Source organism: Petralouisia sp. (assembly GCF_056822245.1).
Map to the genome: position 1 here is coordinate 1 of NZ_JBQIOP010000017.1, position 13,108 is coordinate 13,108.

Genomic DNA, 13,108 nt, shown 5'->3' on the forward strand with positions numbered 1-13,108 from the left:
TTTTCTATATGAAATCTCTTTTTTTCTGTATTCCTATTGAATTTACTTTTTCAAAGCGGAATTTAATCTTACAAAGTGGAATTTACTTTTTCAATTCACCAAATTTTCCAGAACCTTTCTTAATGCAGGTAAATTCCTGTAAAATTGAGGCATTCCCGGACTTATAGTGTCTATAAATAGAAGAAAGCTGTTGGTTCTGATACCTGGAAGCCGGCCGTTTTTGCAGATTAAAGCTTAAATCCTTTACTGCAGCGCCAGTTATGGCAGTCTCTCGTCCGGCAGATACATTTTCCAGTTGGTATCATCTATAACAACAGCTTTCCCCGTTTTTGTAAAATTATTCCTCTTCTTTATGAAGTTCCTGCTCAGTAAAATCAATTGTCTCTTCTTCCACAGTCTCTTCGTCTATCTCTTCGTTTTCATTTCCAGGCGTTACAGCCTCTTCTTCAAAAATGGACTCGCATTTTGCGCCGCATTTATTGCAGAACACTGCATCCTGTTCCACCACTGTTCCGCAGGCGGGGCATTTTTTCTTGCCTTTTATCTCGGCTATCTCTGATTTCAACCGCTCAATCTCCATCAAAGACTCTGATATCAGATTGATTTCTTCAAATAACGGCTCTTCATCTTCTTTATGAAGTTCAAAATACTGTTTTCCGATTTCTGTATACTGCTTTTCAATGAAATCTTCTTTTGCTTTCATATCCAGATTCAGCCTTGCAAGCTCCGTCAGTTCTTTTGCTTTCTGAGATACATCTTTTCCGGTTGCCGAAATTGTTTCTCCTAACTTTGTAAAAAATGTCATAGCTTTTCCTCCTTAGGCTGCCGCTGCACCTTAACGTGTACAAATGTATCCCACATATCCGGCATACATTGCAAGCATAATCGCTCCATGTAAGCGGCTGATTTGTTTTTTGCGCCATGCAAATATCCACACAACAGCGCTCATTCCAATTAAAATTATATCATCAATCAGATTTTCCATCAAGACTTCCATGGGACTAACTGCTCCCGCCACCCCAAGAACCAATAAGATATTGAAAATATTGGAACCGATGACATTTCCAATGGCCATATCGGTTTCCCCTTTTTTTGCGGCCACTAAAGAGGTCACCAGTTCCGGCAGCGATGTGCCGAAGGCCACAATAGTAAGGCCGATCAGCGTGGGACTTAACCCAAAGCTCTCTGCTATAGCGGAAGCGGAATCCACCACAAAATCCCCGCCTGCCACAATGGCTCCCAGGCCCACCATAATATAAAGTATGCACTGCCACCCATTCAGTGCGGCAATTTCTTCTTCCCCGCTCTGATTTCTGGCCTTTTTTGCCTCCATCACCATCCATGCCAGAAATGCGGCAAATACCGCAAGCAGAATCAGCCCATCTGCTCTGCCTATCATCATGCTTTGATTTCCCATCACCCAGAGCAGTACGGCTGCCAGAATTGACAGGGGGAATTCCTGTTTCATTGTGGATTCTTTCACCGGCAAAGGCGCAAATACCGCACAGGCGCCGCAGACAACCATCAGGTTAAAAATATTAGAACCCACCACATTGCTGATCGCCATGGTATTGCTTCCTTTTAATGCAGCCGCCACGCTGACTGCACATTCCGGCGCGCTGGTTCCCATTGCCACAATGGTCATTCCGATAATCATTCCGGGAATCCTGAGCTTCCTTGCAACACTGGCGCTGCCGTCCACAAAAAAATCCGCGCCCTTTATCAGCAGTGCAAATCCTACGATAAGAAATACATAATCCAGCATCTTTCCCTCCAAAATCTGAATCCGGCAAAAACCTGCCTCTCATAAATAATTCCAATCCAGTAAGCCCGCTGCTCCATTTCCAAAAATCAAATATTAAAACAGCACTTTTACCTCTGTTCCCTGCCCCGGTTCGCTTTCCAGTGAAATCTCCGCTTTATGCTGCGCGACGATATGTTTTACAATGGCAAGCCCCAGGCCTGTTCCTCCGTTTTGTCTGGAACGGCCTTTATCCACCCGGTAAAACCGTTCAAAAATTCTCTCCTGGTGCTCTCTTGAAATACCGATTCCTGTATCCCGCACCGACAGAAGGGTTCTGCCGGCTTCTGAAGCCACCGTTACGGTTACTCTGCCGCCCCGGTTATTATAGCGTATCCCGTTGCTACAGAGATTGTACAAAAGCTCATCTATCAATTCCCTGTTGGCAAAGATCATCCGGGATTCTCCCTTCAGCTCCAGTGTTATCTCCTGTTTGGACGCCTGTATATCCATCATGTCCAGGCAGTGCTCCGCCGCCTTATATAAATCCATCTGCTGAAACTCAAATTCCTGCTCTCCCACATCCAGTTCTGACAATTTCAGGATATCATTGATCAGAGACAGAAGGCGGTCGGAGCATCTGCGTATCTCTCCGCCGAAACGTTTCGCGTCCTGTTCTTTGGCCATCCCGCTCTCAATCAGCTCCGCATATCCTGAAATGGCTGTAAGCGGAGTTTTCAGCTCATGGGAAACATTGGCGGTAAATTCCTGGCGCAGCCTGGCATGATCCAGAATATTCACATGCTGCCTGCGGATGGTCTGGATCAAGGGCAGGATTTCTTCATACACCGGCTCCTGGCTTTTGCCGTCTAAGTTGGAGGCCAGTTTTTTGATGGGCGACAGCAGCCGCCTGGTCAGATACCGGGACAGGATTCCGCACAGCAGTACGCTGAACAAAGACAGTACGGCAATCAGCGCCGCCGTATGTTTCAGAATCTGAAAAATATTTTCCGAATCCTTCCCGATTCTCAAAATCCCGCCGTTTTCCAGACGTTTTGCATAATAAAAGGTATGCACAGAGCTGGTGGCAGACCGGCGCACCGCTGTTCCCTGGCCGGATTTTCCTGCGGCTTTGATTTCCGGACGGTCTTTATGGTTTTCCATGTTCTGCTGATCGGCGCTGCTGTCATATTCCACGCTTCCGTCTTTTCTGATCAATGTAATTCTCAGTCCGTCTTTTTCCAGAAGGACACGGTTTTCCTCTAACTTCTGCTTTTCCTGGATTAATGCCTGTATTATATGAGTATCATCTTTCAGGTCATCATATACCTGATTTTTGAAAATATTATAAAATAATATCATGGAAGTAACTGAAGCGGCCACAACGGCAAAAGACGACACCATAAGAAACTGAAAATTTATCTTTTTTTTCATATTTATCTGCCCATCACATATCCTACATTCCGAACGGTTTTGATTGCACCGCCGCCTTCTCCCAGTTTCTGCCGCAGAGTCTTGATGTGCATATCCACCGTGCGGCTCTCTCCCTCATAATCGAATCCCCAGACCTGATCCATGATTTTGTTCCGGGACAGAACGATTCCCTGATTAATCAAAAGCATTTTCAGCAGTTCAAATTCTTTGAAGGTCAGCTCACAGACTGCGCCGTTTACGGTTACAATCCGTTTCTCGGTGTCCACCTCAATGCTGCCGCTGGTGAGAACAGGCGTTTCCACCATGTCTTTTGTCCGCCGCAGCAGCGCTTTTACCCGGGAAATCAGCTCCATAATGCCGAAAGGTTTGGTCATGTAGTCGTCTGCGCCCAAATCAAGGCCTTTGACCTTGTCCAGCTCTGAAGATTTGGCCGTTACCATAATAATAGGAATCCGGGAAGTGGCATTGTTTTTCCGCAGCTTTAGCAGAATATCCAATCCATCCTCCTCCGGCAGCATAATATCCAGAAGAATCAGGCTTGGAAGCGCGTCCTCCAAAGCTCTGCAGAGTTCTTTGCCGCATGAAAACTCCTGCACGTCAAACCCGCTGTTTTTCAGGGCATAGCGTTGGATTTCACGGATATTTTCATCATCTTCTACAATATAAATCAAGGGCATCTCTATTCTTTCCCTCCAAGCGAATATTTACTCTGGAAAAATTCCTGCATCTCATCAAAGCGCATTCTGGTGGTTCCTGAAAGATGGTTCACATAACCATGAGCTTCCACCGTATTGTCCTCCATCTGAATCATATACACCGCAAGATTGGAGCAGTGATCCGCCACCCTTTCATAATTGATGGCAATCTCAGACAGCACCAGTCCCAGTTCAATGGTACATTTTCCTTTTTTCAGACGCTTAATATGGCGTTTTTTCACTTCTTTGTTTAATTTATCAATTACTTCCTCCAAAGGCTCCACAGTCAACGCCATTTTCGTGTCATTCTGAATAAACGCCTGTATGGAGCGGTTTAAAATATCCTGCACCGCGCCGCCGAAAATTTCCATTTCATGTTTTGCCTTTTTCGAAAATTCCAGTTCTTTTTTCTTCATGGAGCCGGCAATTTCCGTTAAATTCAGGGCATGATCGCCGAGCCGCTCCAAATCGCTGATACTCTGCAGCAAAACAGACACGTTCTGTCCGTCTTTTTCCGACAAATCCTGGCTGCTCAGCCGGGTCAGATATGCGCTGAGCTTATCTTCATATTTATCCAGTATGTCCTCCTGCTCCTGTACAAGCTTTGCCTGTTCCGGGGAAAAACTTTCGAACAGTCCCATAGCCTCCCAAACAGCCGCTCCCGACAGCTCCGCCATTTTCTTTGTAAGGGAAATGCACTGCTCAATGGCATAGCCCGGGGTAGAAAGAAAACGTTCATCCAATACCTTGAATTCATCTTCTCTGCCGGAGCTTTTCAGCTCTTCTTCCGATACCGGAATGGTAAGGTAGGCCAGCTTCTCCAACCCTTTGGTAAATGGAAGCAGCACCAGGGTTGCAAATATGTTAAACACGCTGTGAATTGCAGCAATTCCGGCCGCTCCTACCGTCTCACCGGCAAAGCTGAACTGGAACACGGCATCGGCAATACTGTAGGCTGCCAGAAACACCACAGAGCCAATCACATTAAAGTAAAGATGTACAAAAGCTGTCCGTCTTGCGCCTTTATTGGCCCCCACTGCAGAAATCATTGCCGTCACACAGGTGCCGATATTCTGTCCCATGATAATCGGAATCACCGATCCATAAGTAAACGCGCCGGTTACCGACAATGCCTGCAGAATACCCACCGACGCGGAGGAGCTCTGTATCACTGCCGTCAGCAAAGCTCCCACCAGGATTCCCAGCAGCGGATTGCTGAATTTGGTAAGTATTCCGGTAAATTCCGGTACGTCTGCTAAAGGCTTCACTGCGCCGCTCATGGCCTCCATGCCATACATCAGCACTGTAAATCCCAGTAAAATCTCTGAAATATCTTTTTTGCGGCTGCTTTTGGCCCCCATCAGGAAAATAATTCCCAGAATTGCCAGAATAGGAGAAAAAGACGAAGGCTTCAGCATACGGACAAAGAAATTGCCCCCTTCAATCCCAGTCAGGCTTAAAAGCCAGGAGGTTAAGGTAGTGCCGATATTTGCCCCCATAATAATCCCAATGGCCTGAGACAGCTTCATAATGCCGGAATTGACAAATCCCACCAGCATTACCGTAGTGGCTGACGACGACTGTATCACGGCGGTTACTCCTGCTCCAAGCAAAACTGCTTTCAGCGGGTTTGAGGTTAATTTTTCCAAAATCCGTTCCAGTTTGCCGCCGGAAAGTTTTTCCAGGCCGCCTCCCATCACATGCATCCCATAAAGAAACAGGGCCAGTCCGCCAATCAGCGACAAAAATCCAAATATATCCATTTTTATCCTCCAGTGTATTCAAATATTTATGGTTTACATCTGAGAATATTCTACACGGTTTCTGTAAATGGAATACATAATCTGTGTAAAATCTGTGTAAAATTACACTCTTTGATTCACCCAGTCACGGAACAACGCATAAATCACAGACATCAGCGGAATGAAAATCAGCATTCCGGCAATTCCCATCAGCTTGCCGCCCACGGTTACTGCAAACAGCACCCAGATAGAAGGCAGGCCCACGGAATTTCCCACCACATGAGGATAAATCAGATTGCCTTCAATCTGCTGCAGCACCAGAAACAGTATGATAAAAAATACTGCCTGCATAGGATTTACCATAAGTATCAAAAACGCTCCCACGCAGCATCCGATAAACGCTCCCACCATGGGAATCAGGGCTGTAAACGCAATCAGCACTCCCACCAGCAACGCATAGGGCATACGGAAGATCGTCATGCTGACCAAAAACATCATGCCCAGAATCAGCGCTTCCAGGCACTGGCCGGTTATAAATTTAGAAAAAATTCTGTGGGACAGACTGCAGATGTAACATACTTTCTCCACCGCTGCCGGTTTCAGGAAGGCACGGATTACTTTATGGCACTGTCTGCCCAGGGTTTCTTTCTGAATTAAAATATAAATTGAAAAAACAAATGCGATAAAAAATGTCATAACCCCATTGATCACAGTCATAGTGGCAGACATTGTATAGGAAACCACGCTGCCTGCACCGCTCAGGGCAAAATCCTTCACGCCGTTGAGCCAGTTCACCCAGTCAAATTTCAGGGATTTAATATAAGCTTCTATCATATCCCAGTCACGGAATATATCCTCCAGCCATTTCTGCATTTGAGGCAGAAACGTGGCCATGCCTGCGCTGATGCTGTCAAAGGTTTTGCCAAGCTGGGGAATCACCACTACAATCACAATTGCAAGAACTGCCAGTACGCCCACAAGGGATAAAACCAGACTTACCGGGCGGGCCGGCTTTCCGCCTTTGGGAAACAATTTCTGTTCTATGGCCGTCATGGGGATGTTCAGGATAAACGCCATTGCAAAGCCTAAAATAAAGGGAAACAGAATTCCCCATAAAAAGGCCAGAAACGACCATACTTTTCCCATATTCATCAGCAATGCCAATAAAACCAGTGTAAATGTTATGATACCCAGTATTTTCTTTATGTTATTCTTATTGAAATCCATTCTTTCTTCCTTTCGTTATGATATAATTGGTATTACTCCGGCGGTTAAATATCGCAGCAGACAGAATTCTGCCAGGGAAGCTGTCGCGATATTTAGCCGCCGGAGTAATATGTATCATACCACAGGAAGAATGGTTTCCGCAACACACTAAAAAAAGAAACTGATTTTCTGTCTTGACAAATCCCCCTCTCCCCCCTATAATGGCATAAATAACTGCATGCAAAAGCTATGACGGGAAAGAGCAGCATACCAGAATCCTACAGAGGGCTGCCGGAATCTGAGAGGCGCAGAAAGAACCTCGTCCTTTTATGGACGGGGATTTTTTATTTTGCGGATTACTGCGAAACAATTTTATTTAATATTCAGGAGGTTACTTTATGACAGTATATGAAGAACTGGTTGCCAGAGGGCTGATTGCCCAGGTAACAGACGAAGAGGAAATCAAAGAACTGGTAAACACCGGCAAGGCTGTGTTTTACATCGGCTTCGATCCCACCGCAGACAGTCTCCATGTGGGACATTTTATGGCTCTGTGCCTGATGAAGCGTCTGCAGATGGCCGGAAATAAACCGATTGCGCTGATCGGCGGCGGCACTGCAATGATCGGAGACCCCTCCGGCAGAAGCGATATGCGCCAGATGATGACAAAAGAAACCATTCAGCATAACTGCGACTGCTTTAAGGCCCAGATGAGCAAGTTTATTGACTTTTCAGAGGGAAAAGCCATGATGGTAAACAATGCAGACTGGCTGTTGGATCTGAACTATGTTGAAGTGCTGCGGGAAGTGGGAGCGCATTTCTCTGTCAACCGGATGCTCACTGCAGAATGCTATAAACAGCGGATGGAAAAAGGGCTTAGCTTCCTGGAATTCAATTACATGATCATGCAGAGTTATGATTTTTATGCATTATTCCAGAAATACGGCTGCAACATGCAGTTCGGCGGCGACGATCAGTGGAGCAATATGTTAGGCGGCACGGAATTAATCCGACGTAAACTGGGCAAAGACGCCTATGCCATGACCATCAACCTGCTTTTGAATTCCGAAGGCAAGAAAATGGGCAAAACCCAGTCCGGGGCAGTCTGGCTTGATCCTAAGAAAACCTCGCCTTTTGATTTTTACCAGTACTGGCGGAACGTAGCCGATGATGATGTGTTAAAATGCATCCGTATGCTGACCTTCCTTCCTCTGGAAGAAATTGATAAAATGGACGCCTGGGAAGGCGCGCAGCTAAATACCGCCAAAGAAATTCTGGCCTTTGAACTTACGAAAATGGTGCATGGGGAAGAAGAGGCTGATAAAGCCAGAAATGCGGCAAAAACTTTATTTTCCAGCGGAAATGCGGCAGATATGCCTTCCGTGACTTTGACTGACGACGATTTTACAGAGGGCGTTATAGATATTTTAGGACTTCTGGTGAAATCTACGCTTACTCCTTCCCGTTCGGAAGCCCGCCGGGCCGTGGAGCAGGGAGGCGTCTCCGTAGACGGGGAAAAAGTGACAGATATTAAAACGGTATACAATGCCGATCTGTTTACGGAAGGCGTGGTACTGAAAAAAGGAAAGAAAAATTTCCGAAAGATTCTGAAATAAATTATCACTGTATAGAAGAAAGAAACGCTCTGCAGCGAGCTTTTCTTATTTGGAATGGTATAGAACTGCAGGTTGTCTGCTTCAGGGGCTGTTTTCCGACAGCCCCTTTTTCATTACACTGAAACGTATGAAACTGAGACCTATGCTTCCGCATCCATACAAATATACCTGACGTTTTCATTACACTGAAACATATCAGAATGGAACAAGGCCTGCTTTACAGTTCCTGCATCAATTCCCGCAATTCTCCTTCCGCTTCAAAAAATACGTCCAGCAGTTCCGGCTCAAAGCTTCTGCCTCTTTCTTTTTCCATAATTTCAAAGGCCTGTTCTAAGGGCATGCCCTTTTTATACTGACGCTCGGATACCAGCGCGTCAAATACGTCTGCAATTGCCAGGATTCTGGCGGAAAGGGGAATCTCTTCTCCTTTTAAATTCCTGGGATAACCGCCGCCGTTCCATTTCTCATGGTGAAATGCTGCCATATCTCTTGCAATTTCTACAAATTCCTGGTTTACAATCCGATTCATATTTTCCTGAATCAGTCTTCCTCCTGCTTCTGCGTGAAGCTGAATCAATTCATATTCTTCCTTTGTCAATGCCCCTGGTTTCTGCAAAATCCGGTCAGGAACCGTAATTTTACCGATATCATGTAAAGGCGACGCCTTCTGCATATAATTTATGTATTCAGGGGTCAGAATTTCTTTGTACAGGCCCTTTTCATGCATTTTTTCAATCAGAAGATTCACATAGGCACTTGTCCGCTTTACATGCTCTCCCGTAGTTCCGTCCCGGCTTTCAATCAAATTCGCCATGGTAATAATAATGTCCTGCTGCAATTGGGTAATTCTCTGAAGCTGCTGCTCCACCATATGTTCCAGATTCTTCTTGTATTCTTCCAGTTCTATTGTTCTCCGCACCCGCTGCAGCATAATCGCCGGCACAAAGGGCTTGCCGATATAATCCACCGCTCCCATCTGGAAACATGTCTCTTCCGTTTTCTCCGTACGGTCTGCAGTCAGAAAAATAACAGGAATTCCCTTCCACTTCCGGCTTTCCTTCAGTCTGCGCATCACTTCAAAACCATCCATACCAGGCATCTGGATGTCCAACAGCACCAAATCCGGTTCATTTTCCTCCAGGTAAATGAAGACATTTTCACCGGAATCCACCGTTTCCACGCAGTATTCTCCTGACAAAAGATCCCGTGCAATTGCAAGATTGAGTCTGCTGTCATCGACTACTAAAATTGTTTTTTTCATGAAACCTTCTCCTGCCGCCTAATGATTCCTGCGATTCTCAAGAATATTTTTGTCCTGTTTTATCATATGCCCGCTGAAATTCTGAAAGAACCGCTTGCTTTTTCAACTTTTTCTGATAAATAATATTCTATCAGATTTATCGGCAAAAAGGAACCTTTTTTCTATATGACAGCAAATAGAAAAAAGGTTCCTGCTTCACCGGTTTTCTTTATATCTGATACCAGATGATTTCATTTTCTTTTAATGACAGGGAAAAACTTTCCCCGTTTCCTTTATAGACAATGGTCTCCTGGGGTTCATAGGTATTATTCACCACGCAGAATTTACCGTTTGCCGGATATGCATGAACCTCTGCATTAAAGTTGCTGCTGTACCAACGATGAAGATTTCTCTCTTCATGGGCGCTCCAGAGAATAGAACGGTACAGCAGACGGTTGTTTTCGAAACTGTAGGGCAGGCCGCTGAAATAAACCGCCCGGCCTTTTCCAAAATCGTTCACTGCCAGCTGAACTTCTTTTTCTTTCTCTGCCAGAATCCGGGTCCCTTCTAAGGCATATACATTCTTCTGCCCTTCTCCGAAGTCGATTTCTCCTTTGCAGTCCTCGGTGATAAAATGGGTGTGGCTGTCCCAGTTGTATTTGTCATAGCCCAGGGTAAAGCCTTTCTCTTCCTCTACGCCGAATACGCTGGCAAGCTGGAAAAACCGCCCGTTGGCCTGATGCCCGCTGGGTTCTCCCACCCCGATGATTCCGCCGCCTTCGTATACGAATTTCTTAACTGCCGTAACGATTGCTTCATCGCACCACCATTCTCCGCCGGTATGAGCTGTATCTGCGCCGCCTATATTCAGCAGGACATCAATATCGTCTAAAACAGACGGATCTTCCTTTATATCTTCAAAGCTGATAAATACCACCTCGAAGGGCGCGCCGGACAAAGCTTCAATTACTCCTGCATAGGAATAATTCTGCTTCTGGTACAGTGCATGATGTACCATATGGCAGCCCCAGGCACGCATTTTCCCCCAGCAGTTTAAAACAGCGACTTTTTTCTCACAATAAGGAACGCAGCCCTTCACGTTCTCATACAGTTCCCGGAATTCTTCGCAGACACTCTTTACATACTCCACAAATTCCGGAAAATCCAGCGCCAGTTTCAGATATCCGCCGTAGCCAATCCGATCAATGGGTTTCCTTAAAATAGCCCTTCTTGCGGTAACCCAGTTGACTTTTGCTTCTTTCACCGGATCGCCGCCTTCACAGAAGGTATCCGGGAAGAAATAGGGCAAAAGCCGTCCCTCGGTATATTCCACTCCTTCAATGTCGCTGATCAGACGCAGGGTAGAGCCGTTTCCTACGCTTCCCACTACAGCGTCCAGTCCGATGGAGGCAAATTCCTCTAAGAAAGGTTCTGTGCCGATCCAGTGATCTCCCAGAAACATCATGGCTTCCTTGCCGCATTCATGGGTAATATCCACCATTTCTCTGGCAATTTTGGCTACTTCTCTGCGCTGAAACGCCTGAAAATCCTTGAATTCTTTGGTGGGAATCCGGTACTGCCCGTTATAATAGCCCTGATCAATAATATATTCCGGACGGAATTTGTAGCCGCATTCCTGTTCAAACTGCTCCAGAATATAGGGGCTGACAGAAGCGGAATATCCGTACCAGTCCACGTATTTTTCCCTGGCCAGTTCATCAAAAATCAATGTAAACTGATGAAAAAATGTGGTAAACCGCAGCACATTCACATAGGGATGCTCTTCTATAAATTTCCGCAGACGCTTCATGGTAAATTCATGGGTTTTGGGCTGACGGACATCAAAGGTAATCTGATGCTCCACATCCTTCCACCCATTGGTAACTGCATTGTACATATGTACCGGGTCCCAGATAATATATGCCAAAAAGCTGACTGTATAATCATGGAACGGAATGGAGGTCAGCCTCACTTCTCCTGCGCTCTCTTCATAACTCCACGCTTCGGGAGGCACAACCTGCCCGGTGGTACGGTCAATCACTTCCCACCAGCGGGTAATATCATCCCGGCTGTTGGGCTTTAACATATCCGGATACAGCCCTTTCATCAGAGGAATGCTGAGCTGATTGGTCTCTGACATATAAAAAGGCGTCATTACATACATCTGCTGAATTTCTTCCGGATGGGCCATAGCCCATTCATTGTCTTTTCTGGTGGTATAATAAGTGGAGTATATTTTGCCGTCCACATTCTGAAGTTCCCTGGGAAAATCTGTTCCGTCGCAGTCCCTTACTGCGTCTGCGCCCCATTGTTCCATCAATTCCAACGTCTGGGGTATTACATCTAAATCTGTGGGTATCGTCACCCTGCCTTTGGTGTTGCTCATAAAAACCCTCCGTTACAATTCAAAACTTACCAAACCTTCTACTGTTTCATGTTAATTAAGCATATCGGATAGGAAAGTTCTTTTCAAGGCATATCTTGCTTTTGATTTTAGAAATATTGCTATTTAACTAAAATGATATAAAATTAGGCTGCGGAGAATTTATATTTTATTATGCCTGTGTCCAACGTCAGAAACGCCTTGACAGGACAGAATTCCCCCTGGGATATACGCATACGTTTTTGGTTCTGCACAAATCATTCCAGAATATTCCGGTATATTCTCTCATCTTCTTCCTGAAACACATTGAAAATTACTTTCTCAATTCTGGTATCCGTCTTTAGGAATTCCTGTACCGTTTCTACCGCCAGCTCCGCCGCCCGCTCATGGGGAAAATGAAATTCCCCTGTGGAAATACAGCAGAAAGCCACGCTCTTTAAACCTTTTTCAGAAGCAAGCTCCAGGCAGGAACGGTAACAGCTCTTTAGCTGCGCGCAGTGGGTTTCTTTCAGGCTGCCGGAAACAATGGGGCCCACCGTATGCAGGACATAGCTGCAGGGCAGGTTGAACGCCGGGGTAATCTTGGCGCGGCCTGCAGGCTCCTCATGCCCCTGCTCTTTTATGAGCTTATCACAGGCCAGACGAAGCTGTATGCCGCTGGCGCTGTGTATCGCATTGTCAATGCATCCGTGACAGGGCACAAAGCAGCCCCGCAAAGCGCTGTTGGCTGCATTTACGATAGCATCCGCTTTAAGGATTGTAATGTCTCCCTTAAAGAGCGCAAGGCGGCTGTCCAGCCGGGAAACCGGCAAATCTTCACAGTTTACAATGCCTTTTTCCTCTGCTTCTTCCCTTAAATATTGATCCTGCACCTGCTGAAATTCTTCTCCGATGGGCAAAGGTTCCCGAATATTCATAAGCGTACGCAGCAGCCGTTTCTGTTTCCCTGTGTCAGACGGAATTTTCATCCCTTTGTATTGGGAGGATTCTGACAATAATTCCTGAATTAAAAATACTAATTTCTCGTTGTGCGTCATTATGAAAAACCTCC

General features: G+C 45.8%; 10 protein-coding genes. 1 reads left to right on the top strand and 9 read right to left on the bottom strand.

Annotation, left to right across the window (positions count from 1 at the left end; translation table 11 throughout):
• Positions 1-337: 337 nt before the first annotated feature.
• The 6 genes from ACTO17_RS08355 to ACTO17_RS08380 form a co-directional block, all read right to left on the bottom strand.
• The gene (locus tag ACTO17_RS08355) at positions 338-805 is read right to left on the bottom strand and encodes a zinc-ribbon domain-containing protein (protein WP_482557606.1); all 468 of its coding nucleotides are present in this window, start codon (positions 803-805) and stop codon (positions 338-340) included.
• Positions 806-835: 30 nt separating this feature from the next.
• Complete coding sequence (locus ACTO17_RS08360) at positions 836-1,765, bottom strand: calcium/sodium antiporter (RefSeq protein ID WP_482557607.1); 930 nt, start codon at positions 1,763-1,765, stop codon at positions 836-838.
• A gap of 93 nt (positions 1,766-1,858) precedes the next feature.
• Complete coding sequence (locus ACTO17_RS08365) at positions 1,859-3,175, bottom strand: sensor histidine kinase (RefSeq protein WP_482557608.1); 1,317 nt, start codon at positions 3,173-3,175, stop codon at positions 1,859-1,861.
• A 2-nt stretch (positions 3,176-3,177) separates the two neighbouring features.
• A complete protein-coding gene (locus ACTO17_RS08370) occupies positions 3,178-3,852 on the bottom strand; it encodes a response regulator transcription factor (RefSeq protein WP_482557609.1) in 675 nt (224 codons plus the stop codon).
• Positions 3,853-3,854: 2 nt separating this feature from the next.
• Entirely contained in the window at positions 3,855-5,633 is a 1,779-nt protein-coding gene (locus tag ACTO17_RS08375) for a Na/Pi cotransporter family protein (protein WP_482557610.1), read from the bottom strand.
• Between the two features lie 102 nt (positions 5,634-5,735).
• A complete protein-coding gene (locus ACTO17_RS08380) occupies positions 5,736-6,839 on the bottom strand; it encodes an AI-2E family transporter (protein WP_482557611.1) in 1,104 nt (367 codons plus the stop codon).
• A gap of 377 nt (positions 6,840-7,216) precedes the next feature.
• Here ACTO17_RS08380 and tyrS point away from each other — a divergent pair, with 377 nt between their 5' ends.
• Positions 7,217-8,434 carry a tyrosine--tRNA ligase gene (tyrS, locus tag ACTO17_RS08385; RefSeq protein WP_172537194.1) on the top strand — a complete coding sequence of 406 codons (1,218 nt, stop codon included), beginning with the start codon at positions 7,217-7,219 and terminating at the stop codon, positions 8,432-8,434.
• A 217-nt stretch (positions 8,435-8,651) separates the two neighbouring features.
• Here tyrS and ACTO17_RS08390 read toward each other — a convergent pair whose 3' ends face one another.
• From ACTO17_RS08390 to ACTO17_RS08400, 3 genes are all read right to left on the bottom strand, one after another.
• A complete protein-coding gene (locus ACTO17_RS08390; RefSeq protein WP_482557612.1) occupies positions 8,652-9,695 on the bottom strand; it encodes an HD domain-containing phosphohydrolase in 1,044 nt (347 codons plus the stop codon).
• 208 nt (positions 9,696-9,903) lie between these two features.
• Positions 9,904-12,060 carry a 1,3-beta-galactosyl-N-acetylhexosamine phosphorylase gene (gene gnpA / locus ACTO17_RS08395; RefSeq protein WP_482557613.1) on the bottom strand — a complete coding sequence of 719 codons (2,157 nt, stop codon included), beginning with the start codon at positions 12,058-12,060 and terminating at the stop codon, positions 9,904-9,906.
• 254 nt (positions 12,061-12,314) lie between these two features.
• A complete protein-coding gene (locus ACTO17_RS08400; protein WP_482557614.1) occupies positions 12,315-13,094 on the bottom strand; it encodes a protein-ADP-ribose hydrolase in 780 nt (259 codons plus the stop codon).
• Positions 13,095-13,108 lie beyond the last annotated feature (14 nt).